We start from the raw sequence: 13,819 nt of genomic DNA on the forward strand, positions 1-13,819 counted from the left end.
GGCTCAGTCGTCGAGGTCGAAGTGGTCATCGGCGTCATCAGGGTCATCATCGACGTCGTCGTCGTGCCCGGCCAGCCGGGGCGGGACGACGGCGGGCGGCGCCCCCGCTTCACCCGGGCCGGTGACGGCCTGCCCGGCCGGGGCGACCACCGCCGGGCCGAGGTCGGGTGGCGAGGCCGCGGTGGCCGCGATGACGGCGAACGTGCCGGCGGTCGCCACCACCACGGCGGCGCCCCCGGCCAGGACGATGATTCGGACTCGCATACCAGCCAGGCTGCCCGGCGCGGGTGAGTCACCGATGAGGGCTCGATGAGAACTTTCTCATCGAGGCTCCCCGTCACTTGAACGCTGCCGCGTTCCGCGCCGCCCAGTCGGCGAAGGTGCGCCCCGGCCTTCCGAGCACCTTCTCGACGTCGGGGCTCACCCGCGCTTCGTCCTCGGTCGGCTTGCCGAGGATCGAAAGCGTGGCCTCCACGACCACCGGTGGCATGAACTCCGACATCGCGGCGCGAGCCTCGTCTTCGCTCAGTTCGGTGAACCGCAGCGGCTCGCCGAGCGCGTCGCCGAGATCCGCCGCCTGCCGCCTGGGCGAGATGGGCTCGGGTCCGGTGAGCACGTAGGTCCGGCCGTGGTGGCCGGGTTCGGTCAGCACGGCCGCCGCGACGTCGGCGATGTCCGCCGGGTCGATCACGGGCAGCGCGACGTCGCCGAACGGCGCGGCGACGACCCGATCGGCCCGGATCGCCGGCGCCCACTGGAAGGCGTTCGACGCGAAGCCGCCCGGCCGCAGCACTGTCCACTTCGGACTCGCCGCCTTGACCGCCTCCTCGAACGCGGGCGCGTGCCGCCCGGTCCCGACCCCCTGGGACGACAGGAGCACGATCCCGGCGTCACCGGCGGCCGCGACGACCTCCGCGACATCGCCGCCCGCGGCCATGAATTCCCCCGACGTCAGAAGGAAAACCCGGTCCGCTCCGGCGAAGACCTCGTTCAGTCCTTCGGTCCGGGCGAGATCGGCCCGCACGGTCCGCACGCCCTCCGGCACGTCCGACGGCGAGATCCGGCGCGACACCGCCGTCACCTCTTCTCCCGCGGTGACAAGGTTTTCCACCAGCAGCCGTCCGACGTTCCCGGTCGCTCCGGTCACCACGATCATGATCACTCCTCGGCTCGCGTTTCGTTGACGCGACCGAAGCTACCTTCCTGGCGATAGTAGGTACCTAGAGGAAAGTAATGGGTTCGTGAGCGCGATCACAACTTCGCGGGCGGGACCGTCCGCTTAGGGTCGGGCCCATGCCCGAAACCGCACTCGGCCCGCTACGCGTCCTCGACTTCTCGCGGGTGCTCGCCGGCCCGTTCGCCACGATGCTGCTGGCCGACCTCGGCGCCACGGTGATCAAGGTCGAGCGGCCGGGCACCGGCGACGACACCCGCAGCTGGGGTCCGCCCTACGACGCCGCGGGTCAGGCGACGTACTTCCAGTCGGTGAACCGGAACAAGACGAGTGTGGCGCTGGACCTCGGCGATCCGGACCACCTCGCCAAGGCCCGCGCGCTCGCCCTGGAGGCCGACGTCGTGGTCGAGAACTTCCGGCCCGGCGTGATGGAGCGGCTCGGGCTCGGCCCGGAGGTCCTGCTGGCGGCGAACCCCGGTCTCGTCCTTTGCTCCATCACGGGTTTCGGCTCCGGCGGCGGCGCCGCGCTGCCCGGTTACGACCTGCTCATCCAGGCCGTCGGCGGGCTGATGAGCATCACCGGCGACCCGGCGGGCGAGCCGCAGAAGGTGGGCGTCGCGCTCGTCGACGTCCTGGCCGGGCTGTTCGCGAGCGTCGGCATCCTCGCCGCGCTGCGCCATCGCGACCGGACCGGGCAGGGGCAGCGGGTCGAGATCGACCTGCTGTCGAGCCTGCTCGCGGCGCTGGTCAATCAGGGCAGCGCCTACACCTCGGGCGGGACGGTCCCGGCGCGGATGGGCAACCGGCATCCCAGTATCGCGCCCTACGAGCTCGTCCCCTGCGCCGATCACGAACTCGCGCTCGCGGTCGGCAACGACCGGCAGTTCGCGGTGTTGTGCGAGGTCATCGGGCTGCCGGAGCTCGCGGACGACGCCAGGTTCGCGACCAATCCGGCGCGCGTCGAGCATCGGGCCGGACTCCGCGCGCTGCTCGAAGACCACTTCGGCAAGCGTCCGGCGGCCGAGTGGGCGGCGGAGCTGAGCGCGGCCGGGGTGCCCGCCGGGGAGGTCAACGACGTCGCGGGCGCGTTCGCGCTGGCCGAACGGCTCGGGCTGAGCCCGACGGTCGATCTCCCGCGGCCCGACGGCACCTCCGTGCGGCTGACCCGCAACCCGATCGGGTTGTCGGCGACGCCGCCGCGCTACGAGACCGCGCCGCCGGACGACCCCGGCCAACTCACCCTTCCCTTTCCCGGCTGGAGCTGACGGGAAGCCGTCAGCGGGCTGTCAGTGCTTCGTCAACACCGGCCGCGAAGCTCCGGGCATGACGAACAGGACAGCCCTCATTTCCGGCGCCAGCATCGCCGGGCCCGCCCTCGCCTTCTGGCTCACCCGTCAGGGCTACGCGGTCACCGTCGTCGAGCGGTCGCCGGAACTCCGCACCGGCGGCCAGGCGGTCGACTTCAAGGGCGCCACCCACCGCTTCGTGCTGGAGCGGATGGGCGTCCTCGACGAGATCCGCCGTCAGCAGACCGGCGGGCTCGACCAGACCATCGTCGACGCCGAGGGACGGCCGCTCGCCGTCCTTCCCGGCGAGTTCACCGGCGGCGACGTCGAGATCCGGCGCGGCGACCTGGCACGGATCCTCCACGAACGGACCGAGCGGGACTGCGAGTACGTCTTCGGCGACTCCATCGCTTCGCTGACCGAGACGGCCGAAGGCGTCGACGTCACCTTCAAACACGGCGCCCCGAGACGCTTCGACCTCGTCTTCGGCGCGGACGGCATCCACTCCACCGTGCGACGGCTGGCGTTCGGCCCGGAAGCGGACTACGTGAAGCACCTCGGTCACTACTACGCGCTGGTCGAGACCGACGAGACCGACGGCGGTCCCGCGGTGATGTACAACGAGCCCGGCCGGATGGCGGCCACCGGCGGGCCCAAGGCGAACGCGTTCTTCGTGTTCGCCTCCCCCGAGCTCCGCTACGACCGGTACGACCTCGAGCAGCAGAAGGAGATCTTGACCACCGCGTTCGACGGCGGCGGCTGGCGGCTGCCCGAACTGATGGAGATGGTGAAACGCTCGGACGACGTCTACCTGGACGCGATCGCCCGGGTCACGATGGACGGCTACTCCACCGGGCGTGTCGCTCTCCTCGGCGACGCGGCGTACGGCAACACCCTGGCAGGCTTCGGCAGCGGGCTCGCCGTCGTGGCGGCGTACGTCATCGCGGGCGAGCTGGCCGCGGCCAACGGCGACCACGAACTCGCCTTCCGCCGGTACGACGAGAAGTTCCTCCGCTACGCCAAGGTGACCCGCAACGCCAACGCCGGCCCGTTCCTCGCGCCGCCGACGAACCTGCGGATCAAGCTGCGCGACCAGATGTTCCGGCGGCGGCTCCTGCTGCGCTTGATGCTGTGGATGACCGACAAGCTGGCCACCGACATCACCCTCGACGAGTACCCCGCGCTCGCCCGGCAGTGCTGATTCAGAGATTCTCAGAGTGGCGGCGCGGCACCGTGGCCGCGTACGTCCCCGGCCCCGTGCTCGGCGACCTGGAGCAGCAGCCCCGCCGCCACACGCACGATCTCCCGTTCGGCGGGGGTCAGCGCTTCGCCGAGCGCACTGGCCAGCCAGCGGTTGCCGTCACGCACATGCTCTCGCAGGGCTTCGCAGCCCACCTCGGTGATGGCGATCCGCTGGGCCCGCCGATCGTGTTCGTCGGGGCGCCGCGCCACCCGGCCTTCCGCTTCGAGCGCGTTCAGGACCCTGGTCAGGGACTGCGGCTGCAGTCCCTCGATCGCGGCGAGCGCGCTGACGGTCAGCGGACCGCTGTGCCGCAGGTTCGCCAGCACCGACGCGGCCAGCCTGCTCAGGCTGTGGCCTTCGCCGGGCTGTTCGGCCCGGAGTCGCGACGACAACCGCGAAACGGCCCAGCGCACCGCTTCGGCGGTCTGCGTGGCTTCACTCACGATACAACGCTATCACTTAGCTATCCTTCACAAACCGCAGGAGAAGTTGCTTAATAATAAAGCGTAAGCTTTGTATATGGCTCCGAGTCCGTGGCGAGTGTTCTGGGGTCTGCTGGAACACGATCTGCTCATCACCCGAAAGCAGCTCGGCGGGGTGCTGGCGCAGGTGCTCATGCAACCCCTGCTGATGCTCCTGGTGTTCGGGAAGGTCCTCGGCGCGCTCGGCTACACCCCGCCCGGTTACGCGCGGCTGCTGCTGCCCGGTCTCGTGGCGCTGAACGCCTTCTTCGCCGCCGCCCAGAACGCGTCCTTCCCGCTCGCCATGGAATTCGCCACCCGCACCATCGAAAACAGGCTTCGGGCGCCCGTGGGTCTCGGCTGGATCGTCGTCGAGCGGATCGTCGCGGCGGCGTCGCGGGGACTGGTCACGGCCGTGCTCATGGTCCCGGTCGGCGCGCTCGTGCTCGGTGAGCTGTCCTGGCGGGTGGCCGGCCTCCCGGCGGCACTGGGCTACACCGTGCTCGGCGCGCTGGCGGGCGGCGCGGCCGGGGTGACGATCGGCTCACTCGTCTCCCCCACCCGGATCGGGATCACCTTCTCGCTCGTGATGCCACCGCTGCTGTTCACCGGTTCCGCCCAGTTCCCCTTTCCCGACCTCGCCGCCGTCCCTTGGTTCCGGGCGTTGTGCGCGCTGAATCCGATGACCTACGTCAGCGAGGGCCTGCGTGGAGCGCTGACGCCGCAGATCGTTCACCTCCCCGGGTGGCTGTGCGCGCTCGCGCTGGCCTTCGCGTTGGCCGTGTTCACCCCCGCGGGTCTGTTGGCGTTCCGACGGCGGGCCATCACCTGACTTCGGCGTGCGCGGCCCTCGACGGCGTGGTCGGCTGGACGAAGTTTCCCGCGTGACGTTTCCGGGGAAGCCGTGTCTTACGGGTGTCACCGCAGGCAGGTGATGGAAGGGAGCTTCGGCATGGCGGCACTGCACAGGTGCGCTCGATGACGACTTCGGCGAGAACCGAACCGCTCGCGGCCGGCGAGACCGTGCTGGACGACGCGACGTTGGTCGCGCGCGCCCGCGACGGCGAGATCCGGGCGTACGAACAGCTCGTCCTGCGGTCCCAGGGGCCGATGTACCGGCTGGCGCTGCGGATGCTCGGGAACAAAGGGGACGCCGAGGACGTCGTCCAGGAGGTGTTCCTCGTCGCCTGGCGGCGGCTCGACCAGTTGCAGGAGGACGCGGCGTTCGTCGGCTGGCTCTACCGGATGACGACCAACCGGTGCCTGAACGTGATCCGCGCCAGGAAGCCGGTGGCCGACGTCGAGCTCGACCAGCAGGAGTCCGCCGGTTCGGCGGGGCGGCCGGAGCGCGCGGCGGAGACGAGCGCGCAGATGACGGCGCTGACCGGGGCGTTGGACGAGCTGACCGCCGAGCAACGGGCTTGCTGGCTGTTGCGCGAGGTCCACGGCCGCTCCTACGAGGACATCGCGAAGGCGATCGGGGCGACCCCCACCGCGGTGCGCGGACGCATCGCGCGAGCACGAGCACAGTTGGCGGAGGTGATGGCGCCATGGCGATGAACCACGCGACCCGGGACTACCTGCTGCCGTGCGGCCGTGATGTGGAACAGATCTGGGACCGGCTCGACGAGGTCGACGCCGGCCGGGCGGACCAGCACGAACTCGACTGCCCGCACTGCCGGGCGACCCGTGAAAGCCTCCGGGTGCTGCGCGGGCTGACCAGGGAACTGGCCGAGGACGACGCCGAGCCGTCGCCGGATCTCACCAGCCGGATCATGTCCGCGATCCGCGCCGAGGTGCGGCGCCGGGAGCTGGTGCCGCTGGCCAGCCCGGAGCCGGGCGAGGTGCAGGTGAGCGATCAGGCGGTGGCGGCGGTGCTGCGGTTCGCCGCGGACTCCGTGGACGGTGTCCGCGCGCGGCGGTGCCGGGTCCACCGGTCGGATGAAGACGCCGACCCGCTGGCCGTGAACGTGGAACTGCACCTGGCGATCGCGCATGATTTCGACGGTGACTCGCTGGAAGTGGTCCGTGAACGGGTCACGGCGGCGGCCGGAGCCAGAGTGGGGCTCCGGCTGGCCCGGCTGGATCTGACGGTGGAGGACATCTATGACGCGTGAGCAGGCCCCGGCCAGGCCACTGACCGAAACGGTGATCTCCCCGCCGGTGATCGCGGCGGTCGCCGCGCACGCCGCGGCCCAGGTCCCCGGCGTGGTCCGCCTGGAACCCGGGCTGCGCGGCCTGGCCGGTTCGCTGACCCGGATCGCGCGGCAGCGGATCAAGGGCCTCGAACCGGCGCCGACGGAAGGGGTCCGCGCGTTCGTCGAGCACGATCCGCCGGACGTCCGGGTGGAGATCGACCTCTCCCTCTCCGGGCTGGACCAGGCCGCGGCGACGGCACAGGCGGTGCAGCGTGCCGTCGGCAAGGCGGTCACCGAGGCGACCGGGCTCACCCCGTCGGCCGTCTCGGTGTCCATTTTGGACATCGAAATCCGTGGAGGACTGTTGTGACCGCACGATCCGAACTGACCGCGTCCCTGCTGAGCACGCTGCGCGAGGTGCCGGGGCTGCGCGCGGCCACGCCGTCGACCACCGCCGCCGCTTCGGCGGTGCCGTGGGACCTCGACGTGATGGCCGTCGACATCTCCGAGAACGTCGTCGAGGTCCGCGTCGTCGCGCTGGAGGTGCCGATCCCGCCGCTCACGGAGGTCGCCGGGGCGGCCTTGCGCGCGGTGCTCACCGGAACCCCGTGGGAGAACGCGAGCCTGCGGATCGTCGTGACCGACGTCGACGCCGCCGCGCTCGTTCCCTGACACGAAGATCGCGGTGGCCACGCCCGGGAGCGTGGCCACCGCGATCATGGTGTGGGGACCTAGTTCTTGTTGGTGCCCGGCGTCAGCACCTTGTCGATGACGAAGACGGTGGCGTTCTTGGTGGGGATGTTGCCGCACAGGACCTTGGCGCCGTTGACGGTCATGTTCTCGCCGGAACCCTCGATCTTGACCGGTCCGCCCGCGGTGTTCAGGCTCTCCACGGACTTGGCGGATTCCAGGCCCTTGGCGTCGTAACGCTTGCCGACGACGTGGTACTGCAGGATCGGCGCGAGCTGGTCGGGCTTGCCGGCGAGCTCGTTGAACTTGGCGTCACCCAGCGCCTGGAAGGCCGGGTCCGCCGGGGCGAACACGGTGATGGCCTGCTGGCTGTTGAGGGTGTCGACCAGGTTGGTGGCCTTCACCGCGGCGACCAGCTTGGTCAGCAGCGGGTTGGTCGACGCGGCGCTGGCCACCGGCTGCGGGCCCATCGAGTCGAGCGAACCGGGCGCACTGCCCTGCGGCAGCTGCGAGCAGGCCGGGCCGAACACGTCGGCGTTGGTGGTGACCCCGTCACCGGAAGCGGCGCTGGACATCGGGGCCGACATGGATGAGGACGGGGCGGGCGCGGGGGCGCTGCTGGAGCTGCCGGACGAAGCGCTGTCGTTGCTGCTGCAGGCGGCCAGTGCCAGCGCGGTGGCCGCGGTGAAACCGATTCCTGCGACGCGAAGCTTGCTCACGGAAAATCACTCCATTTGTTTTTCGGACTCTTACCGGGTATTCGGAACCACGGCGAAATCGGATTGCCACCCTTTCGAGTGACGCCGATCACCGTGCGGTGAAACTGATGACATGCCAGCCCGTCGCACCGTCCGGAACGGTTCCGGCGCGGGCGTCGGTCTGGGTGTAACCGGATTTGTCGACAGCCCGGACGGTGACCTGGTGACTGCCGGGCGGGACGTCGAATTCGGTCCACCACATCCGCCAGGTGTCGACGTTCACCTCACGGGAAAGTGTTGCGGGCTGCCAGCTCCCGCTCGCGCCGAGGCGGACTTCGACCCGTTCGACGCCGGTGTGCTGTGCCCACGCCACGCCCGAGATCCGGACCTTGCCCGCGGGTACCGTTTCGAATCCTTTCGGACTGTCGATCCTGGACTGCGTTTTGATCGGGGCCTGTTCACCCCAGCCGCGGTCGAGCCAGTACGCGCGGCGCGCTTTCCAGGTGGTGATCTCCAGATCCTTGACCCATTTCGTCGCCGAAACGTAGCCGTAGAGACCGGGGATCACCATTCGCGCGGGAAAACCGTGTTCGACCGGGAGCGGTTCGCCGTTCATCCCGATCGCCAGCATCGCACCGCGTTCCGGGTCGAGCGCGGCGACGACCGGGCTGCCCGCCGTCCAGCCGTCGGTGCTGGTCGAGAAGATCTGCTCGGCACCGGGTTGGACCTCGGCCTCCCGCAGCAGATCCCCGAGGTCGACGCCGATGAAGTTCGCCGTGGACACATAGGTGCCGCCGACCTCGTTGGACACGCAGGTCATGGTGATGGTGCGCTCGATCAGCGGACGATTACGGATGTCGTCGTAGGTGTACCGCTTTTCGTTGCGCACCATGCCGTGCAGGCGCAGGCTCCAGTCCTCGGCGCGGACCTGCGGCACCGACAGCGCGGTGTCGACGCGGTAGAAGTCGCGGTTCGAGGTGAGGAACGTCGGCGTGCCCAGTTTGGCGAAATCCGCGTCGGCCGGGATCGGCGGTGCCGGCTCGGCGGGTACGAGCCGTCCGACGGCCGCCCGGGAAGACTCCGCGTCCCTGGTCCCGGCGAGAAGCTGTCCTCCGGCCCCCGCCGCACCCGCGGCGACGACGGCACCGGCTCCGGCCAGCAGCACCGACCTGCGTGACGGCGCGGCGCCCGAGGCTTCGACCTGGGGCTTGACCGAGGCCAGGCGATGCAACCAGAGGAACACGCCGACCCCGGCGATCAGGCTGGCCAGGGGCGCGAGCAGCGCTACGCCCGAGAGGTCGGGGCGCTGCGAGACGGCGAGCCCGCCCAGCAGCCCGAAGGCGGCGATCAGCACGACCCCCGGAACGGGTGACCGGCGCGAGACGATACCCGCCAGGGCGGCGGCCAGCACCATCACGACGGCCATCCCGCCGAGCAGCACGAGCTTGTCGTAGACGCCGAACGTCCGGACCGCGAAATCCTTCAGCTCCACCGGCGTCAGATCGATCGCCCCGTTGCCGACCGCGAGGTACGGCGAGGCGTTGGCGCTGATGAACCCGGCCACCAGATGACCGGCCGCCAGCGCCGCGGCGAGGGCCACGACACCGATCAGCGCCGCCCCGAAGAGCGGGAGGCGTGGTTCCCGGTCGGTCCGCGAAGTCTTCATGCCAGGTGTTCGACGCCGCCCGGCCCGCGGACTGGTTTTCCTTTCACCGCAAGGAAAAGTCCGGTTTCACATAGGGCCTCACCCAGTATTCGTGGCGGATCCCTTCACGGACAGGTCACGAAAGGGACACGGTCCCGAACGCGTAACTCGCGTGATCAGGCAGCGCACTCGCGAGTTACGCCTCTGATCACGCGAGTTACGCAGCCAATCACGCGAGTCACGCCACCCACCCGAGTTGCCCTGCTCACCCCGGCTTGCATGGTCATACACACCTATGCATATACTTCCATCATGTCCAAGGTACTCACCTCTCTGCCTGTCGGCGAACGCGTCGGGATCGCCTTCTCCGGCGGCCTCGACACCTCGGTAGCGGTCGCGTGGATGCGCGAGAAGGGTGCAGTGCCGTGCACCTACACCGCTGACATCGGCCAATACGACGAACCCGACATCGCGTCGGTCCCGGGCCGGGCGAAGGCCTACGGCGCCGAGATCGCGCGCGCCGTCGACTGCAAGGCCGCGCTGGTCGAGGAAGGTCTCGCCGCGCTGTCCTGCGGCGCCTTCCACATCCGCAACGGCGGCCGTACCTACTTCAACACGACGCCGCTCGGCCGCGCGGTCACCGGCACCCTGCTGGTGCGCGCGATGCTCGAGGACGACGTCCAGATCTGGGGCGACGGGTCCACCTTCAAGGGCAACGACATCGAGCGGTTCTACCGCTACGGCCTGCTCGCGAACCCGTCCCTGCGGATCTACAAGCCGTGGCTGGACGCCGCGTTCGTCAGCGAGCTCGGCGGCCGCAAGGAGATGTCCGAGTGGCTGCAGGCCCACGACCTGCCGTACCGGGACAGCACCGAGAAGGCCTACTCCACCGACGCGAACATCTGGGGCGCGACGCACGAGGCCAAGTCGCTGGAGCACCTCGACACCGGTATCGAGATCGTGAACCCGATCATGGGCGTCCGGTTCTGGGACCCCGAGGTCGAGATCGCGCCGGAGGACGTCACGATCGGCTTCGAGCAGGGCCGGCCGGTGACGATCAACGGCAAGGAGTTCGCCACCGCGGTCGACCTGGTCCTGGAGGCCAACGCCATCGGCGGACGGCACGGGCTCGGCATGTCCGACCAGATCGAGAACCGGATCATCGAGGCCAAGAGCCGCGGCATCTACGAGGCGCCGGGGATGGCGCTGCTGCACGCGGCGTACGAGCGGCTCGTCAACGCGATCCACAACGAGGACACCCTCGCCAGCTACCACAACGAAGGCCGTCGTCTCGGCAGGCTCATGTACGAAGGCCGCTGGCTGGACCCGCAGGCGATGATGCTGCGCGAGTCGCTGCAGCGGTGGGTCGGCGCGGCCGTCACCGGCGAGGTCACCCTGCGGCTGCGGCGCGGCGAGGACTACTCGATCCTCGACACCACCGGCCCGTTCTTCAGCTACCACCCGGACAAGCTGTCCATGGAGCGCACCGAGGACTCGGCGTTCGGCCCGGTGGACCGGATCGGCCAGCTCACCATGCGGAACCTCGACATCGCGGACTCGCGCGCCAAGCTCGAGCAGTACGCCGGGCTCGGCATGGTCGGCGGCGGGCACCCGACGCTGATCGGTGCCGCGCAGGCCGCGTCGACCGGCCTGATCGGGGCCATGGACGCGGGCGGCGCGCAGGCGATCGCCTCGCGCGGCAAGGCTTCGGCCGAGGACGAACTGCTTGACCACGCCGCGATCGAATCCGGCACCGACTGACCCGAAAACACCGGGACGCGAAAGCGCCGGGCGCGCGGCATCGAAGCCGTTCGCCCGGCGCTGTTCTTCATCCGGTCAGCCGCCGAGCTTCGACCGCCGTTCCGTCAGCTCGTCGACCAGGCGGGTGATCTCGACCTGCCCGATCGCTTCGGCCAGCACGGCGACCGACGCGATGCTCTCGATCCGGTACTGGACCGGCACGCCGCCGGAGGCACGCGATCGCGCTTCCGCATCCGCCTTCTTCTCCGCCTCGACGGACGAGAAGACGCTCCCGGCCCCGCCGTTGACACAGGTGATCGAAGCCGAGCCGTTCAACGGCAGGCCGGCGGTTTCCCGGCAACTGCCCGCCGGGCGGCCACCGATGGTCACGTTCGCGGTCATCGTGGCGTTGACCTGGCCGCTGACCTTCCCGCCGCTGCTCGCCGAGGCGGAGTTGGACACGTTCGCCGTCACCGTGCAGCCCGACGAGCTGCACGCGACCGTGGCCGCGCCGTTCATGTCGAACCGCACACTGGTGTCGACGGCACCGGACAGCTTCTTGGTGTTCGTCGTCAGGTTTTCGTAGACGGCGTCGGTCTCCTGCGGGGACAAAGCGTCCACATCGGACTCACCGAGGCCGGCGCCGGACGGCATCGGCGGCTGTGACTCCGAGCCGGGCATGGACGGTATCCCGCCGGGCATTTTCAGGGAGTAGCGGAGAAGGCGGTGCGGTGCCTCCTTCGAGACGTACAGGTCACCCGCCGGCGTGCTCGCCTTCAGCGCCGGAACGTCCCGGACGGTCTCGTTCTGATCCGCGGGGATCTCGTCCGCCCGGTCCAGCGCCGCGCGCAGCCGGGCGGCGAGTTTCTCCGGGGATTCGAACTGCTGCAGAGCCGGGCCGAACAGCGCGTCCTCACCGGTGATCCACCGGTCCTTGAGCTCGTCGGTCCCGCCGGCGTCCGCCATCGCCCCGGGCAGCATGCCGTCCGGCGCCTTGAAGTAGACCTTGCCGCCGACGACCAGGATATCGATCTTCTTGCCCCGGAAGGACATCGTTCCGGACGTCTCGCCGTGCGCGGTGGTCTTGACGTCGGTCTTGATCATCCCGCCGACCCCGGAGGTGCTGTTCCGGACGGCGGGCGCCGAGGAAAGCCCGGCGAGTGCCTGCTCGAAGGGTTCGCGGTCCCCTTTCGACGGCCACAGGAGCCAGGTCGTCAGACCCGCGAGGAGCACCAGCACCAGTCCGGCGATGCCGCCGAACAGCAGCCACCGGGGTTTCCGGGCGGGCGGCCCCGGTACCGGTTGCGGGACCCAGCCCTGCGGCGGCGGCCACTGCGCGCCTCCGGGTGGGAATGTTTGCTCCACGTCGCCCTCCATCACTGTTTTCACCGGACGACCTCACGCTAGGGAGCGATGATGAAAACTTGATGAAACGCGATCGGGTGCCCCGGCCGCGCCGGGCGGACGCGGCCGGGGCGGGCCGCTATCCCTTGCGCGCGAACGAGATCCGGTGCAGTCCGCCGGGGGTCTCGTCGGCGAGGTACAGCTCGCCGTTCTGGTCGGTACCGAAGGTGGTGGCGTCGAGCGGGAACTCGCCGATCCGGGCGCTTTCGTAGGTGCCGTCGGTCTTCTCGCGGACGGCCCAGGCCGTGCCCTGGCAGAAGTCGGTGGCGAGGTAGGTCCCGCCGGCCAGTGCCGCGTACTTCCTGCCGCGGTAGACGTGCCCGCCGATCACCGCGCAGCCCTCCGCGCCGGAGATGTAGTGGAAGACCGGATCGGTGTAGGTCACGCCGTCCTTGCAGCGTGTCTCGTCGAAGACGACCGGCCCTTCTTTGCAGGACCAGCCGAAGTTCGCGCCGCCCTTACCCCTGGCGAGGTGGTCGACCTCCTCGAACCGGCCTTGGCCGACGTCGCCGATCCACAGCGAACCGTCGGCCGGGTCGAAGGAGAAGCGCCACGGATTGCGGAGCCCGTACGACCAGATCTCCGGACGCGCGCCCGCCACGCCGGCGAACGGATTGCCTGCCGGGACGCAGTATTTCAGCGGCTGGCACGCGCGGTTGACGTCGATGCGCAGGATCTTGCCCAGCAACGTGTCCAGCCGCTGCCCGGTGGCCAGCGGATCGCCCCCGCCGCCGCCGTCGCCGATCCCCCAGTACAGGTACCCGTCCGGGCCGAACGCGAGCTGGCCGCCGTTGTGGTTGGGAAACTCGGAATGCGGCTGCGTGATCAGCTCGGTGAGCTCGCCGGTGTCCAGCCGGACGCGGGAGAGCGTCACCGCGCTGTCGGACTTGCGGGTGTACGCGACGTAGACCCGCCTGTCCTTGGCGATCGCCAGCCCGAGCAACCCGCGCTCGACGTCCGCGCCGTTCACCTTGGCGCTGATGTCGAGAACCGGCTTCGCGGCGAGCCCGGTCCGGGGATGGTAGGCCCGGACGACGCCTCGCTTCTCCACGATGAGGATCCGGCCGCTGCCGTCGTTCATCGCCGTGATCGCGGTGGGGTTGACCAGCCCGGACGCGACCTTGGTCGCCGTGGCGGTCAGCTCGCCGAGCGGAACTCCCCGCGTTTCCAGGGGTTCCGCACTGCTCGCGGCCGGGAGCAGCGCCCCGGCCAAAGCGAGCCCGGCCACCAGGGACAACCCCCGGCGGAGGTGCCGTCGCGTCATGAGGACTCCAATCGCCAGTGAATGGTCTGGTCCAATTCAACAGCGACCGGAGGAGCGGCGGTACCTCCATCCGCGA

At 70.0% G+C, this 13,819-nt stretch carries 15 protein-coding genes; 8 read left to right on the forward strand and 7 right to left on the reverse strand.

Annotation, left to right across the window (positions count from 1 at the left end):
• Positions 1 to 3: 3 nt before the first annotated feature.
• Both H4W30_RS29060 and H4W30_RS29065 read right to left on the reverse strand, forming a co-directional pair.
• The gene (locus H4W30_RS29060; RefSeq protein WP_192745715.1) at positions 4 to 264 is read right to left on the reverse strand and encodes a hypothetical protein; all 261 of its coding nucleotides are present in this window, start codon (positions 262 to 264) and stop codon (positions 4 to 6) included.
• A 73-nt stretch (positions 265 to 337) separates the two neighbouring features.
• Positions 338 to 1,156 (reverse strand): NAD(P)H-binding protein, encoded by an 819-nt coding sequence (locus H4W30_RS29065; protein WP_192745716.1) that lies wholly within the window; start codon positions 1,154 to 1,156, stop codon positions 338 to 340.
• 137 nt (positions 1,157 to 1,293) lie between these two features.
• On the opposite strand from H4W30_RS29065, the gene H4W30_RS29070 reads away from it, so the two are divergent.
• Together H4W30_RS29070 and H4W30_RS29075 are read left to right on the forward strand one after the other, a co-directional pair.
• Positions 1,294 to 2,439 (forward strand): CaiB/BaiF CoA transferase family protein, encoded by a 1,146-nt coding sequence (locus tag H4W30_RS29070; RefSeq protein WP_192745717.1) that lies wholly within the window; start codon positions 1,294 to 1,296, stop codon positions 2,437 to 2,439.
• A 58-nt stretch (positions 2,440 to 2,497) separates the two neighbouring features.
• Positions 2,498 to 3,661, forward strand: coding sequence for an FAD-dependent monooxygenase (locus H4W30_RS29075; protein WP_192745718.1), 1,164 nt, complete (start codon positions 2,498 to 2,500; stop codon positions 3,659 to 3,661).
• Positions 3,662 to 3,672: 11 nt separating this feature from the next.
• Here the strand turns inward: H4W30_RS29075 and H4W30_RS29080 are convergent, their stop codons facing one another.
• Complete coding sequence (locus tag H4W30_RS29080; protein WP_192745719.1) at positions 3,673 to 4,146, reverse strand: MarR family winged helix-turn-helix transcriptional regulator; 474 nt, start codon at positions 4,144 to 4,146, stop codon at positions 3,673 to 3,675.
• A 76-nt stretch (positions 4,147 to 4,222) separates the two neighbouring features.
• On the opposite strand from H4W30_RS29080, the gene H4W30_RS29085 reads away from it, so the two are divergent.
• The 5 genes from H4W30_RS29085 (at position 4,223) to H4W30_RS29105 (ending at position 6,974) form a co-directional block, all read left to right on the forward strand.
• Entirely contained in the window at positions 4,223 to 4,996 is a 774-nt protein-coding gene (locus H4W30_RS29085; protein WP_192745720.1) for an ABC transporter permease, read from the forward strand.
• 146 nt (positions 4,997 to 5,142) lie between these two features.
• A complete protein-coding gene (locus H4W30_RS29090; protein WP_192745721.1) occupies positions 5,143 to 5,724 on the forward strand; it encodes an RNA polymerase sigma factor in 582 nt (193 codons plus the stop codon).
• Entirely contained in the window at positions 5,715 to 6,281 is a 567-nt protein-coding gene (locus tag H4W30_RS29095) for an Asp23/Gls24 family envelope stress response protein (protein ID WP_192745722.1), read from the forward strand. Before H4W30_RS29090 ends, H4W30_RS29095 begins: the two co-directional genes overlap by 10 nt.
• A complete protein-coding gene (locus tag H4W30_RS29100) occupies positions 6,271 to 6,672 on the forward strand; it encodes an Asp23/Gls24 family envelope stress response protein (protein ID WP_192745723.1) in 402 nt (133 codons plus the stop codon). Before H4W30_RS29095 ends, H4W30_RS29100 begins: the two co-directional genes overlap by 11 nt.
• Positions 6,669 to 6,974, forward strand: a complete 306-nt coding sequence (locus tag H4W30_RS29105) for a hypothetical protein (protein ID WP_192745724.1) — start codon at positions 6,669 to 6,671, stop codon at positions 6,972 to 6,974. Before H4W30_RS29100 ends, H4W30_RS29105 begins: the two co-directional genes overlap by 4 nt.
• 59 nt (positions 6,975 to 7,033) lie before the next feature.
• Here H4W30_RS29105 and H4W30_RS29110 read toward each other — a convergent pair whose 3' ends face one another.
• Together H4W30_RS29110 and H4W30_RS29115 are read right to left on the reverse strand one after the other, a co-directional pair.
• Positions 7,034 to 7,711 carry a fasciclin domain-containing protein gene (locus tag H4W30_RS29110; RefSeq protein ID WP_192745725.1) on the reverse strand — a complete coding sequence of 226 codons (678 nt, stop codon included), beginning with the start codon at positions 7,709 to 7,711 and terminating at the stop codon, positions 7,034 to 7,036.
• 88 nt (positions 7,712 to 7,799) lie between these two features.
• The gene (locus tag H4W30_RS29115; protein ID WP_192745726.1) at positions 7,800 to 9,356 is read right to left on the reverse strand and encodes a molybdopterin-dependent oxidoreductase; all 1,557 of its coding nucleotides are present in this window, start codon (positions 9,354 to 9,356) and stop codon (positions 7,800 to 7,802) included.
• Between the two features lie 291 nt (positions 9,357 to 9,647).
• Here H4W30_RS29115 and argG point away from each other — a divergent pair, with 291 nt between their 5' ends.
• Positions 9,648 to 11,096: an argininosuccinate synthase gene (gene argG / locus H4W30_RS29120; RefSeq protein WP_192745727.1), complete on the forward strand. Its 1,449-nt coding sequence runs from the start codon at positions 9,648 to 9,650 to the stop codon at positions 11,094 to 11,096.
• Positions 11,097 to 11,171: 75 nt separating this feature from the next.
• Here argG and H4W30_RS29125 read toward each other — a convergent pair whose 3' ends face one another.
• Both H4W30_RS29125 and H4W30_RS29130 read right to left on the reverse strand, forming a co-directional pair.
• Positions 11,172 to 12,440, reverse strand: a complete 1,269-nt coding sequence (locus tag H4W30_RS29125; RefSeq protein ID WP_318780683.1) for an SON protein — start codon at positions 12,438 to 12,440, stop codon at positions 11,172 to 11,174.
• 118 nt (positions 12,441 to 12,558) lie between these two features.
• Positions 12,559 to 13,743, reverse strand: a complete 1,185-nt coding sequence (locus tag H4W30_RS29130; RefSeq protein ID WP_192745728.1) for a PQQ-dependent sugar dehydrogenase — start codon at positions 13,741 to 13,743, stop codon at positions 12,559 to 12,561.
• Positions 13,744 to 13,819 lie beyond the last annotated feature (76 nt).

Source organism: Amycolatopsis roodepoortensis, from assembly GCF_014873915.1.
GTDB lineage: Bacteria > Actinomycetota > Actinomycetes > Mycobacteriales > Pseudonocardiaceae > Amycolatopsis > Amycolatopsis roodepoortensis.

What these genes read in the sequence shown, in the direction of transcription:
- H4W30_RS29060 (WP_192745715.1), bottom strand. Translation starts at nt 264, where the DNA reads ATGCGAGTCCGAATCATCGTCCTGGCCGGGGGCGCCGCCGTGGTGGTG.
- H4W30_RS29100 (WP_192745723.1), top strand. Translation starts at nt 6,271, where the DNA reads ATGACGCGTGAGCAGGCCCCGGCCAGGCCACTGACCGAAACGGTGATC.
- H4W30_RS29070 (WP_192745717.1), top strand. Translation starts at nt 1,294, where the DNA reads ATGCCCGAAACCGCACTCGGCCCGCTACGCGTCCTCGACTTCTCGCGG.
- H4W30_RS29090 (WP_192745721.1), top strand. Translation starts at nt 5,143, where the DNA reads ATGACGACTTCGGCGAGAACCGAACCGCTCGCGGCCGGCGAGACCGTG.
- H4W30_RS29065 (WP_192745716.1), bottom strand. Translation starts at nt 1,156, where the DNA reads ATGATCGTGGTGACCGGAGCGACCGGGAACGTCGGACGGCTGCTGGTG.
- H4W30_RS29115 (WP_192745726.1), bottom strand. Translation starts at nt 9,356, where the DNA reads ATGAAGACTTCGCGGACCGACCGGGAACCACGCCTCCCGCTCTTCGGG.
- H4W30_RS29075 (WP_192745718.1), top strand. Translation starts at nt 2,498, where the DNA reads ATGACGAACAGGACAGCCCTCATTTCCGGCGCCAGCATCGCCGGGCCC.
- H4W30_RS29095 (WP_192745722.1), top strand. Translation starts at nt 5,715, where the DNA reads ATGGCGATGAACCACGCGACCCGGGACTACCTGCTGCCGTGCGGCCGT.
- argG (WP_192745727.1), top strand. Translation starts at nt 9,648, where the DNA reads ATGTCCAAGGTACTCACCTCTCTGCCTGTCGGCGAACGCGTCGGGATC.
- H4W30_RS29130 (WP_192745728.1), bottom strand. Translation starts at nt 13,743, where the DNA reads ATGACGCGACGGCACCTCCGCCGGGGGTTGTCCCTGGTGGCCGGGCTC.
- H4W30_RS29085 (WP_192745720.1), top strand. Translation starts at nt 4,223, where the DNA reads ATGGCTCCGAGTCCGTGGCGAGTGTTCTGGGGTCTGCTGGAACACGAT.